Here is a 17616-nt window from a genome sequence, read left to right as displayed (position 1 = left end):
TGAGGTGGTCAACTACCTAATTTTCAGGGAAAAAGTACCTGAATTTTCCCCCGATCCCCGCAATGGCTGGCACTTTTTGAGGGGAAAAAAGTCCAAAAGTCTTATCCAACAAGGTTTTTAGATTTATTCAGCAGACCCTAATTAGGTTTTCTGTCATTTAGTAAAATAATAGGGATTTTCTTCTGATTCGGTACGAGGTATGAACAGTATTTGGTTTAAGTTTGTCCATGCTTGCTGTGTTTTTTCTATGTCTATTGTTTGCATAACTATAATTCTCCATTAAAAGCGCGGCGCAATAAGACGGCGGGGAGTTTATTGATGGTGTCGAGTTGCTCTTTTAAGTTCTGTTTCAGGCGTTCCACTTCTTGCATTTGTTCGGTTAGAGTTGAGGCAATTTGTTGTTGTTTAGGGAGGGGTGGAATGGGAATTTCTAATGGTGCAATATCTTTCCCATTTATTTGAGGTACAGAATTCCCACTTTGAATAGAGGATAGATCCCAACTTTCAAACCAGAAATATAGATATTTATTAGATAAATTTTTCCCCGATGGATAGACTGCCATTAAATTAGGATCAAGAACTGCATTAACTGTTAAAATACGTTTTTTGTTTGTGGCGATTGCACCGCCCCTTTTTGGAAAAACTATAGATTGTGGTGGTATTATTCTATTGCCAGCCAAAGAACGCTTAGTATAAATCTGACCACTATTGATATAATTATTGTCACAAAAAGATTTATCCAAGTCAGATACTTTTAAACAGTAAACTCGTTCATCTACCTCAGAAATTATCTGATCTGGTAATGTATTTCCACCAATTATATGACATATTTCTCCTAACTTTCTCCTCTCCCAAGAATTAGCCTCCTCACTTTCAAAAACAGCCCGAAGATAGGCAGCAGGTAAAGCCTTGGCAGCTTCTAACTGTGCTTCTGTTGCTTTTCGTGCCTTTTCTACCGCTTCCATCTGTTCATTAAGAATGGCGGCTATTCGTTTTTGTTCGCTTAGGGGTGGGAGGGGGATTTTAATCCCTGAAAGACTTGTTCGTGTAATTTGAGGTTGGGCTGTTCCAGTTATCGCATCATTAAAACCTCGATTTGAGAGGTAATAGTAAAGGAAATTAATATCACAAAGTTCTCGATCCAGATCATCTAACGCCATAGCATTGCCCGTAATGTATGACTTCGGCGTTGAAAGATTAATCGTGCCGCAAGTAGCTCCTCTACATGTAATCATTAATGTCTCTTCAAGATGATTAAATTCATCGTAAAAACCAATGACTCCATTCGCACCATATACAGGATACCCTTCTTTTTTTAATGCTGATATTGGAATAGTTTTCCACTGCTTTGGTTTACAGACATCGACTAAAGCTACTTCTGTCCAACTCATCCCAACATCTCCTTTAACGCGTGTAAAACCTGATCAATCTTATTTTCAAACATAAATCAAACATCCTTTCGGTTGACTAAAACGGTGGGTTACGACGGATTGTTAGATTGACTTTAACGCCTAGATTGTTGCCGTCTAACCCACCCTACCAATGCACTCACCCCCCTCCAATGCGTAGGGTGGGTTAGCGATAGCGTAACCCACCACTCTCTTGGAATCACCCAATAAAAATAACATTCCTATCCTAATCAGATATTATACCATTCAACAAGCTTGGAGAAAGAAGCTGGGAGAAAGCGGGTTTCTTAACAAAATCTGAGCCTTAATTTAGCTATTTACTAGAAACCCGCTTTCTGTTCTATTTAGAAACCCTAAGCGGCAAACAATCTTATCTTAGCTTCCTGTATGATCTCAGAGGGTTTACCTACTAACTTTAACGCCGACAAACCCCCAGCCTTAATCACTTCCGGCACTTGAAAAATGAGCTTATTTTCTAATCCTTCCGTCCCCGACTTACCAAACTGAGAAGCGATCGCCCTCACTGTCGCCGCCGTTTCTTCTGGCATTTCGCGTAACCAATCCTCCTGTTTATAACTAAAAGCTTCCGCCCTTTCCAGACGAGTCAGACGGTGCAAACCATAACCTAACTCTCCCAAAACATCAAATAAATCGCAAGCTTCCAACTCATCTAGTGTCCTAATTATACTTGCCGATCGCCCCCCATCGGGCAGTATTTGTAATAACCTCCCCCGCTCCTCCGGCTGAACCCAAATTGAACGAAATAAGGTCAAATTAGTCACCTGATTAACCAAGGATTCCGCCAGCCTCTCTCGATACTCTTCTACCGTTATCGGCTTCGTTTCTCCGTCCACCGTCGTCAGAATATAGCGCCCCACCGGAGTAATATTTACCTCAAACCCCTCAACGGAGATAACCAGGCGTTGCTGCCTTTCCTTTGGTTCCGCCGCCGTCCCCTTTTTGGTGGCTAACTTATCGAGAAACTTCTCCCCAAATAAACGGGTAGCATTAGTGTAGTCATACACCCGAAACATTAACTTATTAGTGGGTAGATGCAACCGCGTCCCCCGCCCTACCATTTGATAGAAACTAATGGGAGAATTGACATATTTAAAAAAGACAATATTTCTCACATTGGGGACATCGACGCCGGTGGTTAAAAGATCTACCGTCGTCGCGACAAAATGGGAACGGGAACTGCCCTTTAAATCCGGCAAATAGTCATTACCCGAAGATTTCGCCGTACACTTGAAAGCATAATAATCCTTCGGCTTTTCCCCCTTAGCGGCACACCAACGGCTATAGAGATTATTCATCTCAATGGCTACAGCATCAGCATGGCGGTCATTAACACAGAAGATAATCGTTTTCTGTTCCACTCCCCCCGTTGTTAACAAATGATTGAATAAATCCCCCGCCATCGCCATCACACGGTCAGGGAGCAAAATTAACCGCTCATAACTGGTTTTCTCGTACATTTCCCTAATTTCTGCCTCTGGGATGGGCTGTCCCGTGTTGGCATCAAGGGGATTTCTGCTGATGACCTCCTCCACTGTAATGCCCGTGTCATCGAGGTTGATGGCACTCCTAACAATTTCGCAGGCGGCAAGATAGCCATCCTCTATCCCTTGTCCGATGTCGTATTCATAGACAGGTTCGCCAAAATAGGCCATATTATCGGCGGTGATTTGTCTATCGGCTTCTGATTCGGGCGAGTCTTCTGTAAACTCCAATTCCCGGGGAGTTGCCGTCAACCCCACCTGTACCGCTTCACTGTTGCGGGTGAGAACTTGCGACCACTTACCCCAAGCGGAACGGTGACACTCATCGATGATGATATGGCTGAAATAATTTTCCGGGTAATGGGTGGTTAAAAAATTCCCCATGTCCTCTTCCTTGTCCACATTCAGAGTTTGATAGGTAGCAATTAAAACACGGGCATTCTTGTGGGGTTGGTTCTTTTCTACTTCCGCCGCCTCGGAACCGAAGGCAATTTGCAAAGCCGCCGCCCCCTGGGTTCTCAACTCATCGCGATCGCAGACAAATAACGCCCGCCGCAACTGTCCGGCATCTGCTATTTTTCGCAGTAGGTTACAGGCAATAAAAGTCTTACCCGCGCCCGTTGCCAGGGTTAGAAGGACTCGCGCCGGGGAGCCTGTTTGCTGGCAGCGGGCAATTTTTTCCAAAGCAGCGCGGATGGCAGCATCTTGGTAGTAACGCCGTCCTCCTTCTCCCCCCTTATAGGGAGTCAGCAGGGGACGGGCGACCTCCTCTGCTAGGCTGAAGCCTACATACTGCTCGTATCTCCCTCTCAGTTCGGCCGGGGTAGGAAATTGGCTGAGGGGCTGAGGGGCTGAAGTTATATTCGTCGTGCGATCATATTCGACAAAAAGATGACCGTTACAGGAGTACACAAACGGTACATTTAACCCTTTGGCATAGCGTTTAACCTGTTCTAAGCCTTCAGTGGGGGGCGCATCTTCCTTTTTTGCTTCTATTAGGGCGACGGCTAAGGGTTGGCTGTCGCTACTGACGGCCACTCGCAGGGTATAATCGATCCTTCCCCTGGCGCGTTCGGCTTCCCCATCGATAATTTGAATTGCCCCCGGGGTTTCTTCTCGCTTGAGACAATCCTCGGTCCATCCTCTTTGATGCAGGACGGGGTCAATTAATTTGGCTCTGGTGTCTGTTTCTCCTAATCCCATGGTTCTCTCAAGACAGTAAACAGATAACTGATAAGTAGGGAGGCACAATTATTTGTAGGATGGGTTAGCGGTAGCGTAACATGAGCGGGGGTTGGGTTTCATGCTTCAACCCAACCTACGTTCTGATAAGTGATAACTGATAACTGATAAATGATAACTCAGGTTAATTAACTATTTTTCGCCTCTAATTTGGTCAAACGACTTTTAAGTTCCTGATTTTCCTGTTTCATTTTTTCTAATTCCTCGCGAATTTCCTGAATTGCTTTCTCGGAACCTAATTTTTTCTGGACTTTTTGTACTGCTTCCTCCGCTACACGACGGACACGACCATCGGGAGTTCGATCGCTCAAAGCTTGTAAAATAACGATAGCTTTGGCATTTTCTATCTGTCCTAAAGCGTTACACACTGCCACTTGCGTCAAGAAAAAAGTTTCCTTGGCAATGGTTTCTAAACGTTCCAAAATTACGGTTAATTTATCCGTGCTTTGTCCCGAAGAAATCGCTCCCAGGGCCCGAATAGCCCCTAATCTCAGGGGTTGAGGCGTGCCTAAAGCTGTGTAGGTCAAAATTGACTCCAAAGCCGCCGGGGAGGTTTTTAACTGGCTTAAACCGCCAATTGCGCCCGCTCTTACTACCTCATTCCACCCCTTTCTTGACTGTAAAATATGATTGAGCAGGTCAATAATTTCCCCTTCTTTATTTTGCAATTGTCCCACGGCCATGGAGCCTAATCCTCGCGCCGCGGCCGCTTCCACATAATAACTAGCATCTCCGGCTTCTAGTAGGGATTTAAGCGCGTTATAACTATCTAAGGTTTTAATTTCACTTAATCCCTCGACAACTGCCCGACGTACTTGTGCTTTTTCATCGTTTAAACCTTTAATTAAAGCAGTAACTGCCTGATCTAAACCAAGAGTTGCTAACTGTTTGGCCACCTCCACACGCACCCCCCAAAAAGGCTCATTTTCTAGGGATGTCCCTAAAGCTTCGATCGCTTCTAAACCGCCTTTTTTAGCAATGGCTATGGCTGCATAGATACGGGAAATTGGATCGGTATCCTGTTGTAATTGCGCTTTTAATTCACCGATGGGATACTCAAGAGTGACGGTTTTGAGGAAATTATTACCCCGATCGAACTTGACAAAATCGGGCTTTTGTGCTAGGGGAAAATAGAAAGTTTGTTCTTTTTGGTGAATCCGCAGATTGTAGGTAATATCCTCAGAGTTGAGATAGGCAAAAGCGACGGGAATTTTCAAGTCGAATAGTTCTTTTTCGTCCTGGGTTTGGGTGACAGTTAATTGGGCTAAATTATTCTGATTGTCCCAACTGTAGGCCACCTTATAATCGGGATGACCACCGCGATAAACGTACTGATCAAAGAGGAATAATAAATTGTACCCGGTCGCTTTTTCGATCGCCCGTAATAAGTCCACAGTTTCCACGGTTTTATGGGCATTATCTCGCACAAAAGTCTGAATCGCTTTTCCGAATAAATCTTCCCCTAAAATAGAGCGGATCATGTGATAAACACAAGCGCCTTTTTCGTAGAGATGACGATCATAAAGTTCGATCGCTTCTCGATAAACATGAGTAACAATCGGACGACGATAGCGGGAAGTATCTTCTTCTAAATAACTTCTTGCTTCCCCTAATAAATAATAACTACCAGCAGCTTTTCCGTATTCCGATTCTGTCCATAAAACCTCAGAATAGGAAGCCATTCCCTCTTTAATCCAAGCGTGAGACCAGTGTTTAATTACCACTAAATCACCGAACCATTGATGAGCTAATTCATGGGCAACTAAGCTTTCTGTCCAAGTATGATCAATGCTGGCTCTTTGATCAATTAAACAGCGATCGGTTAAAATTGTGGTAGAAGTATTTTCCATCCCACCAAAAATAAAATCATCTACACAAACTTGCGCGTATTTGGGATAGGGATAGGGATAACCAAACTTTTGGCTAAAAAACTCGATCATGCGGGGAGTTTTACCCATACTTCTTTGGCCTTCTTCTTCCCGTCCTTTTTCCACATAATAAGTGACAGGAACACCATTCCATGAGTCGCATAATTCGGCAAAATCTCCCACCGCAAGAGTCATTAAATAGGTGGGATGAATTTGCTTTTGTGACCAGTGATAAATTCTGTCCTCACCCACGGGTTCCACCGAGATTAATTCCCCGTTAGAAATAGCGATATAGGGTTGGGGAATTTTAACCCGAATTTCGGAAGTGGCTAATTGGCCAGGGTAATCAAAACAGGGAAACCAAAAGCGAGAATCTTCATCTTCTCCCTGGGTCCAAACTTGCATCGGTTTATCGGGATAATATTCATCGGGGCCGATAAAATATAATCCCCGTTGTGGTTGGTTAACCTGATAGTTAATCGTCAGGATAATCGGTTTATCGGTAGTGGGTTGTAGCAGATGAATGGTCAGAAGAGAACGATCATAGTCAAAGGGTTGACTGATACCTTCAATGAACACAGAATTAATATTTAGATCCACCGCGTCCAGAGTTAAACTGCTAATTCCCTGACGAATGGGGGTGAGGGTAATCTGACAGCTGCCCTGAAAACTTTGTCGGGGAATATCAATAATTAAATCGAGAAAAATATGATTAACTTGTCCGGGTCGATCGGGGTTATAATGGGGTTTAGCCCCGGGTAACTCAAAGGGTTGACGCTGATTATTTTCCGTGTCGATGGTGAGATGAGACATATTAGCCCTAACTTGCTGATTTTTGTCCGGTAAACTTAAATTAACACGATCGGTCGTCCCTTTCCTTGCTAATAATAATCCCACCCCTATGAATCTCCCTTCCTTTCTCTGGTTATGGAAAATTGCCGCTTGGTCGATGGGATTTACCCTCTTTGCCTATTTTTTACTAGCGGTTTCGGGGGTAAACATGGGTTATCGACGACTCGCGGGCCAATCTCGACCGAAATGGTTAAGATCCTTTCATCTCCTCAGCGGTCTGATCATGGTTGCTTTGGTCTTAATTCTGCTGGGAATCGGATTAGTGGGAACAATCGGTCATTATGGCAGTTTAGGCCACTCTTCCCACCTGATAGCGGGTTTATCGGTGGTTTTTCTGGTTTTTGTTTCGGCAATTAGCGGCCTGAACATTACAACTCGTCCACCTCTAGCGCGGTCTCTCCACATCGGCACTAATCTTTTATTGTTTCTGGGTTTTCTTTTTGTTACCCTAACAGGATGGGATGTGGTCCAAAAATATCTACAATAAAAATAGTCGGCGATCGAGTGGAGACTGTTTGATCAAGAAAAACTAGCTAAGTAAGTGGATGTTAAAAATTGTCACATCCCCCCCCCTTATCAAGGGGGAATTAAGGGGGGATCCCCCCGCCTATCGGCACCCCCCTTATCAAGGGGGGCAGGGGGGATCAAAGACAAAATCTATCTTCAATTTAATTGAAACCACTTACTTATCTCATCCCGAAAAATCGCTTTTTAGTGACAGAATACTCACCCCCAAATCATTATGCAAACCGTCGAATCACAAGCTATTAACACGATGTCAGTGCCAAAAAAAGGGCTACCGGTAACAATTATTACTGGTTTTCTTGGTAGTGGTAAGACTACCCTCCTCAATCATATTCTCAGCAATCAACAGGGATTAAAAACTGCTGTTCTTGTCAATGAATTTGGTGAAATCGGTATCGATAATGAACTGATTATCAGTAGTGATGACAGCATGGTAGAATTAAATAATGGCTGTATTTGCTGCACGATTAACGAGGATTTAATTCAAGCAGTTTATAAAGTTCTCGAACGTCCCGAAAAAATCGATTATTTAGTCGTAGAAACCACAGGATTAGCCGATCCTTTACCGGTAGCCTTAACCTTTTTAGGGACGGAATTACGCGAAATGACCCGTTTAGATTCCATTGTCACCATGGTGGATTGTGCCAATTTCAGTCTCGATTTATTCAACTCGCAAGCGGCCTTAAGTCAAATCACCTACGGTGATATTATTGTTCTCAATAAAACCGATCTAGTGGATGAAGCGGATGTGGATTCTTTAGAAATAAGAATCCGGGACATGAAGGAAGGAGCGAGAATTATTCGTACTAGCAAAAGTCAGGTCCCTTTACCCTTAATTCTCAGCGTCGGACTATTTGAATCGGATAAATATTTCGACACAGAGGAAGAACACCACGACCATGATCACCACGACCACGATCACGACCATTGCGATCATGATCACGACCACGATCACGATCATGATCATCACGACCATTCCAATCATTTAGAGGTGGATGGATTTACTTCTATTTCCTTTGCTAGTGACCAACCTTTTTCGATTCGGAAGTTCCAATATTTCCTCGATAATCAGTTACCAGAAAGCGTTTTCCGCGCTAAGGGTATTCTCTGGTTTGATGAAAGTCCTAAACGTCATATTTTTCACCTCAGTGGTAAACGTTTTACTCTCGAAGATGACGAATGGAAAGGTACTCCCAAAAATCAGCTAGTTCTTATCGGTCAAAATCTCGATCATGAAACCCTAAAAGAACAGATTAACAGTTGTCTCATTTTACCTGCTGTCAATCGCGGTAAAGGATTTGGCAAATAAACCCCGCTTTGTAAATCTACTAAGTTGGGATTTTTAAGGGGAAACTCTCTGCTAAAGTCGGGCGTTACTTTCGATTTTTTCCCTCAATCCAAGCTTTTGGGGGGTTCTACCCCCCAAACCCCCCGTTGGGGGCGTGGCGCCGCCCCCAAACCCCCCGCGCATTAGCTTTTCGGTGGGATGCTTACAGGCAGCTGCTGATCCATTTGTCATCATCTAAAAGTCACCGATAATTGCTGATTGTCGGTATTTCTGCCTTCCTAACTCCTGACTCTAAGGACAATTTTTTGATTTTTACAAGAGGTCTATTGACCTTCTTGAGGTACTTTTCCTCCTAAAGATTCCACGATCGAGCGAGTATTTTCTTTCAGCATTTTTACATAACTATCCCCCCCAGTACCCACCGCACCGATCGAATCAGAATATAATTGTTGTGGTGCTAATTTCACCCCCGCTTCTTCGGCTACAGTGGTAATTAAAGCGGGATTAATAGTGGTCTCGGCAAAGATAGCAGGAACCTGGAGATTTTTAATAGCATCGGCTAAATTTTTCACCGTTTGGGCGCTAGGTTGTTCTTCGGTACTAATGCCAATTAAAGTTCCTGCAACTTTTAAACCATAGGCATGAGCATAATACTGAAAAGCGTCATGAGTGGTGACTAATTGCCTTTGGGAAGGGGGGATAGTTTTAATAGCCGCAGTAATCCAGCGATCAAGATTTTCTAATTCCCTGATTAATTGGGCGGCATTTTCAGTAAAAATCTCTTTATCTTCGGGACTTAATTCAATCAATTGATCTCGGATTTTTTTCACCATGATTATGCCATTTTTTGCCGAACCCCAAACATGGGGATCGGGTACTTTCTGCCCCTCTTTTTCCAGTTGTAAAGGTGTAATGGCTTCTCCCACAGCCACTTTTTTCGCTTTAACTGCCGTAGAATCGATCATTTTAATTAACCCCGGTTCGAGATTATAACCGTTATAGAGAATTAAATCGGCTTTTTCTAAAGCCACACTATCGGCGGGAACTGGTTCATAAACGTGGGGATCATCCCCTGGTTTTAAAATGTCTTGATGGTCAATTTCTTCACCGCCTACTCGTGCGGTTAAATCGGCGATAATTGTGCTGGTGGAGATTACCTTGGGTTTTTGGTTATCAGTGGTATTAACCGAGGCATTACAAGCAACCAATCCCAAAAATAAACAGGATAAAATTAGTTTTTTCATCGAGAAATAGAGATGAGGGGTTAGAGGTTAGAGATGAGGGGAAATGGCATTGATATCTATCCTGATTTTTTTCCTGACTAAAGACTCCTTTTACTATTAAAATAGAGAATAGAGAAGGTGTAAATTGAAGAGATATGGATAACCAAGCCCCGATTAAACTACCGAAAACCAGCGAATCCGACCACCTCAAGCGAATTCGTCACACCACCTCCCATGTGATGGCCATGGCGGTGCAGAAATTATTCCCGAAAGCCCAAGTTACTATCGGGCCTTGGACTGAAACCGGATTTTACTACGATTTTGATGTGCCGGAACCTTTTACCGATAAGGATCTCAAGGACATCAAGAAAGAGATGGTCAAAATTATCAATAAAAAACTGCCGGTGATTCGCGAGCAAGTTTCTCGGGAAGAAGCGGAAAAGCGCATTAAAGCGATTAATGAGGTCTATAAGCTGGAAATTCTGGCGGGAATTCAAGAACCCATCACCCTCTATCATCTTGGTGACGCTTGGTGGGATTTGTGCGCCGGTCCGCATCTAGATAATACAAGCGAACTAGACCCAAAAGCGATCGAATTAGAGACGGTAGCGGGTGCTTATTGGCGTGGGGATGAGAATAAAGCCCAATTACAGCGCATTTACGGCACAGCCTGGGAAAATCCCCAACAATTAGCCGAATACAAGCGCCGTAAGGAAGAAGCACTCAAACGTGACCATCGCAAATTAGGCAAAGAATTAGGTTTATTTATTTTCTCTGATTCTGTCGGGCCAGGGTTGCCTTTATGGACACCGAAAGGAACTTTAATTCGTTCTTTGTTAGAAGATTTTCTGAAAAAAGAACAGTTAAAACGCGGTTATTTACCCGTAGTTACTCCCCATATTGCTCGCGTCGATTTGTTTAAAATTTCCGGTCACTGGCAAAAGTACAAAGAAGATATGTTTCCCATGATGGCAGACGATGAGGAATCTGCTAGTAAGGAAATAGGATTTGTGCTTAAACCGATGAACTGTCCTTTTCATATTCAAATCTATAAAAGTGATTTGAGATCCTATCGGGAATTGCCGATGCGTTTGGCAGAATTTGGTACAGTTTATCGTTACGAACAATCGGGAGAATTGGGGGGGTTAACTAGAGTTCGCGGTTTTACCGTCGATGATTCCCATTTGTTTGTCACTCCCGAACAATTAGACAAGGAATTTTTAAGCGTTGTTGATTTAATTTTGACGGTGTTTAAGAGTTTACAATTAAAGAATTTTAAGGCGCGATTGAGTTTTCGTGACCCCGAATCGGATAAGTATATCGGTTCCGATGAAGCTTGGGAAAAGGCACAATCAGCGATTAGAAAAGCGGTGCAAACTTTGGGGATGGATTATTTTGAAGCCCCCGGAGAAGCGGCTTTTTATGGTCCAAAATTAGACTTTATTTTCCAAGATGCCCTCGAAAGAGAATGGCAGTTAGGAACGGTACAGGTAGATTATAATTTACCCGAACGTTTTGAACTAGAATATGTTGCTGAAGATGGTAATCGTAAACGTCCGGTGATGATTCATCGCGCACCTTTTGGTTCTTTGGAACGTTTAATCGGTATTTTAATCGAAGAATACGCGGGGGATTTTCCTCTTTGGTTAGCCCCTGTCCAGATACGATTATTACCGGTTAGTGATACTCAATTGGATTACGCTAAAGAGGTGACAGCGAAAATGCAATTGTTAGGAATTCGCGCCGAAACCGATACCAGTGGCGAACGTTTGGGTAAAATGATTCGCAATGCTGAAACCGCAAAAATCCCCGTGATGGCAGTGGTGGGGGCAAAAGAAATGGAAAGTAATAGTTTAAGTATTCGCACCCGTGCCACGGGCGATTTAGGGGTAATTAGCGTCGAGGAAGTGGTGGCAAAATTAGAAAGTGCCATCCAAAATCACGGTAATTTTTAAGCGTTTGCTCATCTCATTCTATGGGGCAGAAAATATTTCTGTCCCAGCATTTTTGAGCAACCCAGGAGATTTTTCTTGATTATCCTTTAGGTATCGTCATCTTTTTGAAAGGGATTTTCCCCAATGCCTAGGCCTTTTTTGCTCTGTTTTAAGTCTTTCCAGAGGGCTTTAATTTTTTGATAGGCTTCTAGAGAACTGATTTTGCCCCCCGTTTCCAGATTACAAATAAAACTGACTTTTTGGGCAAATTCCTGTAAATTGGCGTTAAATAGCAAGTTTTCTGGCTTAAATTCCCCATAGTAGGGCGCGCGAGGATAGAGAAAATCCTCCTTGCGGCGATCGGGGAGATTCGGGTTATCATCGTTAGGAGGATTCTGATTCATAGGGCGACGGCGGGTAATTTTTCGGAATTTCTTTAGATTTTTCGGTAATGGTAATGGGAGATAATATCAATTGTTGGCTATGATTGAGGATTTAAGTAAAAACTTGGCTGATTCGCCAAAAGTTGACCCCTGGTATCGTGACACTTTTTGGTTATAGGTTAAGGTTCGATCGTCAAATGTTGACAGTTATCTTTAAGCTGCAATTATACATTATTTTTCTCAACGATCATCTACCCAATGATAGAGACTTTTTGCCTGGGTTGATCGCCAAAATTTACTGCCGCCACTATCTGATTAACCATCGATTTTCGTTTATCAATTGCCGAGGATGATAACTATGGAAAAACTCTATGAAGGTAAGGCCAAAATTCTCTATCAAACCGATGATCCTGATATTCTCCTCACTTATTACAAAGACGATGCCACCGCTTTTAATGCCCAAAAACGCGGGCAAATTGTCGGTAAAGGGGAAATTAACTGTACTGTCTCCACTGCCCTATTTCAATGGTTAGAATCCCTAGGAATACCTACCCATTATATCGATCGCCCTAGTTCTAGGGAAATGCGCGTCAAGGCGATTAAAATTATTCCTTTGGAGGTAGTAGTCAGAAATATCGCTGCCGGGAGTTTGTGCAAGCAAACGGGATTAAAGGAGGGGAAAGTTTTACCTTTTCCTCTTGTAGAATTTTATCTCAAGGACGATGCTTTAGGCGATCCTTTGTTAACGCCCGATCGCATAAAAGTGATCGATATTGCCAGCGAGGAGCAAGTCAATCAGTTACGAGATTTAGCCCTGCAAATCAATCAATATCTGCAAGAATTTTTCGATAAGTGCCAGATTATTCTCGTCGATTTCAAGTTAGAATTTGGAGTTGATAAAACGGGCAAAATTTATCTAGGTGATGAAATTAGCCCCGATACCTGTCGTCTCTGGGATAAAACCCAAGAGGATGCCCAAGCGCGCATTCTCGATAAGGATCGTTTTCGTCGCGATTTAGGAGATGTGGAAACTGCCTATCAACAAGTACAAGCAAGAGTTTTACAACAGATAGAGGGTTTATAACCGTAGGGTGTGTTAGCGAGCGCGTAACGCACCTTAGATAGAGAGTTTATAACCGTAGGGTGTGTTAGCGAGCGCGTAACGCACCTTAATTGAGATTAGCAATTTAATAATTTATGTCGAGAAGAATTATCGGGTTAACAGGGGGAATAGCTTGTGGTAAATCCACGGTTTCCAATTATTTAGAAAATATCTACAAAATTCCTGTCCTTGATGCGGATATTTATGCCCGGGAAGCAGTGGAAAAAGGTTCGGCAATTTTAGAGAGAATTTTTCAGCGTTATGGCAGAAAAGTTAAAACTGAGGATAATTCCCTTAATCGCCAACAGTTAGGAGAGATTATTTTTAATAATCCCGAGGAAAAAATCTGGTTAGAAAGTCAGATTCATCCCTACGTTAGAGAATGTTTTAAGCGGCATTTAGAGCAGTTAGAAGCCCCGATAGTTGTTTTTTCTGTTCCTTTATTATTGGAAGCCAAACTAACCCATTTAGTCACAGAGATTTGGGTGGTTTCCTGCGGTTTTGAGCAACAAATTCAACGCTTAATGACTAGGAATAACTTAAGCAGAGAACAAGCGATCACTCGGATTAATAATCAAATGCCTTTAGCCGAAAAAATTGCCTTAGCTGATATTGTTTTGGACAATTCCGGGGATTTAGAAGCTTTATATACCCAGATCGATCGAGCTATAAGTAGCTGGTTAGAATTAAATTGAAGATAGATTTTGGGTTCGATCCCCCCTGCCCCCCTTGATAAGGGGGGTGCCGATAGGCGGGGGGATCCCCCTTGATAAGGGGGGAAACTGATAGTTTTTAACACCTAACTACTTACAATAGGGATTGAGCTTAAAACAACCAGGCAAATTTTCCCACCCCGAATTTTACATAGAGAATAATTGCCAAAACCAATAAAAATAGAAAGCCAATAATTAATAAATAGTCTTTATTGGTTAAGATTGATTCCTGTAAAAATGTGCGATCGGGATCACCAGAGAAAGCTTTAGCTTGTAGAACTACCTCTAATTTTTGCGATTTAGCCATAGCGTTTAAAATTAAAGGTACAGCGATAGAAGCGTAAATTTTTCCTTTTTGTAACCAACCCATTTTTTCTATTGCTAATCCTCGTAATCTTTGAGCAGAAATAATCGATCGAGATTCTTCTACTAGGAGAGGAAATAAACGCAGGGTAGAGGAAAAAATAAAGACTATTTTGTAAGGAATTCTGGCCTTAGTTAAACTCACCATCATCTGATTTATATCGGTGGTAAAAATAGCGAGGGGAATAATTAAAACCATCGTGAGAGTTTTAAAGATCACATTTAAACCGTAGAGGGTTCCCTCCACAGTCATTTTATTAGAACCGACAGTTAATAAGGGAGTTAATTCAGTTTTTCCCGTTAAAGTTTTTACCTGTTCCACATTAAAAAATCCCATGGTAATTAATAAGAATAGATAAAAAGGAGCCATGAATTTTAAAATAGTGAGAAGATAAGACCATTTTACCCCCGCCCAGAGACAAGCTAAAGCGACAATAAGAGTTAGAAAACCGCCAGCGAGGGGACTTTCCCAAGTAAAAGCGATGAGAGTAACCACGATCATCATGGTTAATTTTGTCCGAAAATCTAGGCGAGTAAAAGGAGAATTTTGATCGACGGTTTGCCAGTTAAATGATTGCATAATCAGGAAAAAAGTTAGTAAGTAGCTAGGTGTTAAAAACTGTCAGATGCCCCCCTTATTAAGGGGTATCCCCCCGCCTATCGGCACCCCCCTTATCAAGGGGGGCAGGGGGGATCGGCACACCCTTATTAAGGGGGGATTAAGAACGTAGGTTGGGTTGAATCATGAAACCCAACGCCCGATTATGTTACGCTACCGCTAACCCATCCTACAAATAATTGTGCCTCCCTACTTACTTAAGGGAATGAGTTAATCACCTATCCCCATTAATCAACTAGGAAGGGTTAGCAACTCTCTTCATTTGCTCTTGAATTTCGGGGTTATAAATCTGGAGATAATTCCAATAATTACCAAACACCGATTCTATATAACCCTTAGTTTCTCTAAAGGGAATATTCTCGACAAATTCATCGGGATCGCTAAAATCGAAACGCTGTTTCCATTTAGAAACTGCCCCAGGTCCAGCGTTATAACTAGCCACAGCAAAAAGTGAATTTCCGGCGAATTTGCCGTGGGTATAATCGAGATACCATGTCCCCATCATAATGTTATCTTCGGGATTAGTTAAAGAATAACTTTTATTGCCAGTATTACCCGCGATATATTTACCCGTATCGGGCATAATTTGCATTAATCCCACTGCCCCCACAGGAGAACGAATTTCTTTTTCAAAGCGGGATTCTTGCCGGATTAAAGCTGTCACTAGCAGGGGATTTAATTGTCTATCTTTTGACCATTCCAGGATGCTATCGTAGTAGGGGAAAGGGAATAAAGCGTGCCAGTATTTATCATTTTGTCGCAGGACTTTCCATGCTTCCCTTTCCTCTGGGGTATCTCTTTCTCGCAAGCGCCAAATCAGGTTAATTCCTTCTAAATTTTGATTGCGAGAGAGTTTATAGACACCGAGGTTAAATTGTTCGTCAACGGTTAAATTCCAAGGATCAACAATTTCTGCTTGGAAGAGATTCCACGCGTCCGTATCTTCACCAATGCGATATAGTTCCTTGAAAGCTTCCGAACCGGCGGGAGTATCGTTACGGGTGGCGGGTTTGACGGTGGTAGGATTATAGGAGCGGACAGTGGTAAAATCCCCCACGTCCCAACCTAATAAAACCGCCGAGCGCCAAGCATAATAGGAATGGGGATGACGAGAAATAGTGTAGGTAAAAGCTTGTTTTGCTTCTTGGTTTTTGCCCAGTTTTTGCGCCCATTTTCCCACCCAAAAGGCCGCTTTCGGGGCAATTTGACTATCGGGATTATTAACCGCAATTGGCTGCGCCCACTGCCACGCCTTGGCGTAATCGCCGGATTTAGCGGCTCTTTGGGCCATTAACCAGCGATAATCGGCGGCTTCGTCAGATTTTGGGTATTTATTTAATAAAGTCTGCCATGTTTGACTAGCGGCCTGGGCATTAGTTGAGTCCAGTAATTTGGCTTTCGCTTCCAAAGCTTCCGGAGCGCGATCGGGAAATTGCTTGACAATGCGATCGAGATATGCTATAGCATCGCGGTTAGGAGAAATTTGGGCGAGTCGCAGTAATCCTAACCCGGTTTCTGAGGCCTGGGGATAGGTTTTAATTAATTTTTGGTAAGCGCTGCGAGCTTCTGGCAGTTTTTTGGCAATTTGTAGCCCGCGGGCGTAACGATAGGCTTGTTCGGGGCTAGGAGTGGCTTTAGCATAGGCTTTATAGGCTTTTTCGTACAATCCCGACTGCCAATAACCTGCCCCAATCATTGCCCAATCCGCCGGAGTTAACTGCTCGGCGTAGTCTTTCACCAAACGATTGCGGGCCTGATTGAGGGTAGGATCAAAAGGATTAGCCTTGGCTAACTGTAACCATAAGGGAAATTGATCGGGATTTTCTTGAAGACGTTGGCGAATTAAAGCCAAAGTACGCGGGTGTCGGGGGTATTCCTTAAGCAATTTCTCATGATAACTGGGGTCGTATTTGCCCAAAGAGTAGTAAGCTTCCGCCACTACGGGCGATTGGGGATAGGTTTCCAGTAATTTTTGCCAAATTTCTTGCGCTTTTTCACTATCATTGGTTAATTCGTGGGCGCGTCCCTGTTTGAGGAGAATCTGGGGAGCGAGGACAGGATATTGTTTTTCTAAGCCTTCTAATTGTTTTAAAGCCGGACCCCCTTCATATTTTCTCAATAAATCCATAGCCAAGAGATAGCGGGCGCGACTACGATCTAAAGAGGGCGCATTGGCATCAGCAACATCTCTTAACTTGACATCTCGCTCGGTTTGTGGTAAGGAAGCGCTATCAACTACGGCAGAGGGTTGGTTAGGATCTTGGCTAGGAAGCGAAGCACTATTGCGATCGAGCCAAGCGAGGATTTTCGGGTGAAAGAGAAAGAGACTGGTGAGAGTAAAAAGCGCAACCCCAGAACCTAAGCCAAGAATGAGCGGGGTGTGAGGGGGGAATTTTTTAAACATTACCTTATTAAAGACAGTAACTCAACATACATTATCAGTGATCGTGGTGACAGGTTGTTTGTTTCAACCAGCTTGGGGAACTGGGATGTGGGGTGTGGGGTGTGGGGTGTAGGGTGTGGGGTGTAGGGTGTGGGGTGTGGGGTGTAGGGTGTGGGGTGTAGGGTGTGGGGTGTGGGGTGTGGGGTGTGG

At 43.2% G+C, this 17616-nt stretch carries 12 protein-coding genes; 5 read left to right on the top strand and 7 right to left on the bottom strand.

The window, feature by feature from the left end; all coding sequences use genetic code 11:
• Positions 1-266 precede the first annotated feature (266 nt).
• The 3 genes from PX482_RS13960 to PX482_RS13950 all read right to left on the bottom strand — a co-directional run bounded on the left by PX482_RS13960 (position 267) and on the right by PX482_RS13950 (position 6918).
• A complete protein-coding gene (locus tag PX482_RS13960; protein ID WP_288023218.1) occupies positions 267-1391 on the bottom strand; it encodes a restriction endonuclease subunit S in 1125 nt (374 codons plus the stop codon).
• Between the two features lie 371 nt (positions 1392-1762).
• Positions 1763-4114: a DEAD/DEAH box helicase family protein gene (locus PX482_RS13955; RefSeq protein ID WP_288093411.1), complete on the bottom strand. Its 2352-nt coding sequence runs from the start codon at positions 4112-4114 to the stop codon at positions 1763-1765.
• A 167-nt stretch (positions 4115-4281) separates the two neighbouring features.
• Positions 4282-6918, bottom strand: a complete 2637-nt coding sequence (locus PX482_RS13950; protein ID WP_288122568.1) for a M1 family metallopeptidase — start codon at positions 6916-6918, stop codon at positions 4282-4284.
• 4 nt (positions 6919-6922) lie between these two features.
• Here PX482_RS13950 and PX482_RS13945 point away from each other — a divergent pair, with 4 nt between their 5' ends.
• A complete protein-coding gene (locus tag PX482_RS13945; RefSeq protein ID WP_002743713.1) occupies positions 6923-7360 on the top strand; it encodes a DUF4079 domain-containing protein in 438 nt (145 codons plus the stop codon).
• A 255-nt stretch (positions 7361-7615) separates the two neighbouring features.
• Positions 7616-8707, top strand: a complete 1092-nt coding sequence (locus tag PX482_RS13940; RefSeq protein WP_288122567.1) for a CobW family GTP-binding protein — start codon at positions 7616-7618, stop codon at positions 8705-8707.
• A 302-nt stretch (positions 8708-9009) separates the two neighbouring features.
• Here PX482_RS13940 and PX482_RS13935 read toward each other — a convergent pair whose 3' ends face one another.
• On the bottom strand, positions 9010-9930 hold the full coding sequence (locus PX482_RS13935) for a metal ABC transporter solute-binding protein, Zn/Mn family (protein ID WP_288122565.1): 921 nt from the start codon (positions 9928-9930) through the stop codon (positions 9010-9012).
• 134 nt (positions 9931-10064) lie between these two features.
• Between PX482_RS13935 and thrS the strand changes: the two genes are divergently transcribed.
• Positions 10065-11864, top strand: a complete 1800-nt coding sequence (gene thrS / locus PX482_RS13930) for a threonine--tRNA ligase (protein ID WP_004159593.1) — start codon at positions 10065-10067, stop codon at positions 11862-11864.
• 86 nt (positions 11865-11950) lie between these two features.
• Here the strand turns inward: thrS and PX482_RS13925 are convergent, their stop codons facing one another.
• A complete protein-coding gene (locus PX482_RS13925) occupies positions 11951-12247 on the bottom strand; it encodes a DUF7219 family protein (protein ID WP_002743720.1) in 297 nt (98 codons plus the stop codon).
• A gap of 337 nt (positions 12248-12584) precedes the next feature.
• Here PX482_RS13925 and purC point away from each other — a divergent pair, with 337 nt between their 5' ends.
• Together purC and coaE are read left to right on the top strand one after the other, a co-directional pair.
• A complete protein-coding gene (gene purC / locus PX482_RS13920) occupies positions 12585-13310 on the top strand; it encodes a phosphoribosylaminoimidazolesuccinocarboxamide synthase (protein WP_004159595.1) in 726 nt (241 codons plus the stop codon).
• Between the two features lie 113 nt (positions 13311-13423).
• Positions 13424-14023, top strand: a complete 600-nt coding sequence (coaE, locus tag PX482_RS13915; RefSeq protein ID WP_004159597.1) for a dephospho-CoA kinase — start codon at positions 13424-13426, stop codon at positions 14021-14023.
• Positions 14024-14153: 130 nt separating this feature from the next.
• On the opposite strand, the gene PX482_RS13910 is transcribed toward coaE, so the two are convergent.
• Positions 14154-14984: an energy-coupling factor transporter transmembrane component T family protein gene (locus PX482_RS13910; protein WP_002764144.1), complete on the bottom strand. Its 831-nt coding sequence runs from the start codon at positions 14982-14984 to the stop codon at positions 14154-14156.
• A gap of 274 nt (positions 14985-15258) precedes the next feature.
• Entirely contained in the window at positions 15259-17427 is a 2169-nt protein-coding gene (locus PX482_RS13905) for a lytic transglycosylase domain-containing protein (RefSeq protein WP_004159598.1), read from the bottom strand.
• Positions 17428-17616: the final 189 nt, after the last annotated feature.

Origin of the sequence: Microcystis sp. M53602_WE12, assembly GCF_030065455.1 — a bacterium.
Lineage (GTDB): Bacteria > Cyanobacteriota > Cyanobacteriia > Cyanobacteriales > Microcystaceae > Microcystis > Microcystis aeruginosa.
The sequence above is the reverse complement of the archived record's forward strand: the minus strand, read 5'-3'. Positions and strand labels throughout refer to the sequence as shown.

What these genes read in the sequence shown, in the direction of transcription:
- PX482_RS13960 (WP_288023218.1), bottom strand. Translation starts at nt 1,391, where the DNA reads ATGAGTTGGACAGAAGTAGCTTTAGTCGATGTCTGTAAACCAAAGCAG.
- PX482_RS13955 (WP_288093411.1), bottom strand. Translation starts at nt 4,114, where the DNA reads ATGGGATTAGGAGAAACAGACACCAGAGCCAAATTAATTGACCCCGTC.
- PX482_RS13945 (WP_002743713.1), top strand. Translation starts at nt 6,923, where the DNA reads ATGAATCTCCCTTCCTTTCTCTGGTTATGGAAAATTGCCGCTTGGTCG.
- PX482_RS13940 (WP_288122567.1), top strand. Translation starts at nt 7,616, where the DNA reads ATGCAAACCGTCGAATCACAAGCTATTAACACGATGTCAGTGCCAAAA.
- PX482_RS13935 (WP_288122565.1), bottom strand. Translation starts at nt 9,930, where the DNA reads ATGAAAAAACTAATTTTATCCTGTTTATTTTTGGGATTGGTTGCTTGT.
- thrS (WP_004159593.1), top strand. Translation starts at nt 10,065, where the DNA reads ATGGATAACCAAGCCCCGATTAAACTACCGAAAACCAGCGAATCCGAC.
- PX482_RS13925 (WP_002743720.1), bottom strand. Translation starts at nt 12,247, where the DNA reads ATGAATCAGAATCCTCCTAACGATGATAACCCGAATCTCCCCGATCGC.
- purC (WP_004159595.1), top strand. Translation starts at nt 12,585, where the DNA reads ATGGAAAAACTCTATGAAGGTAAGGCCAAAATTCTCTATCAAACCGAT.
- coaE (WP_004159597.1), top strand. Translation starts at nt 13,424, where the DNA reads ATGTCGAGAAGAATTATCGGGTTAACAGGGGGAATAGCTTGTGGTAAA.
- PX482_RS13910 (WP_002764144.1), bottom strand. Translation starts at nt 14,984, where the DNA reads ATGCAATCATTTAACTGGCAAACCGTCGATCAAAATTCTCCTTTTACT.
- PX482_RS13905 (WP_004159598.1), bottom strand. Translation starts at nt 17,427, where the DNA reads ATGTTTAAAAAATTCCCCCCTCACACCCCGCTCATTCTTGGCTTAGGT.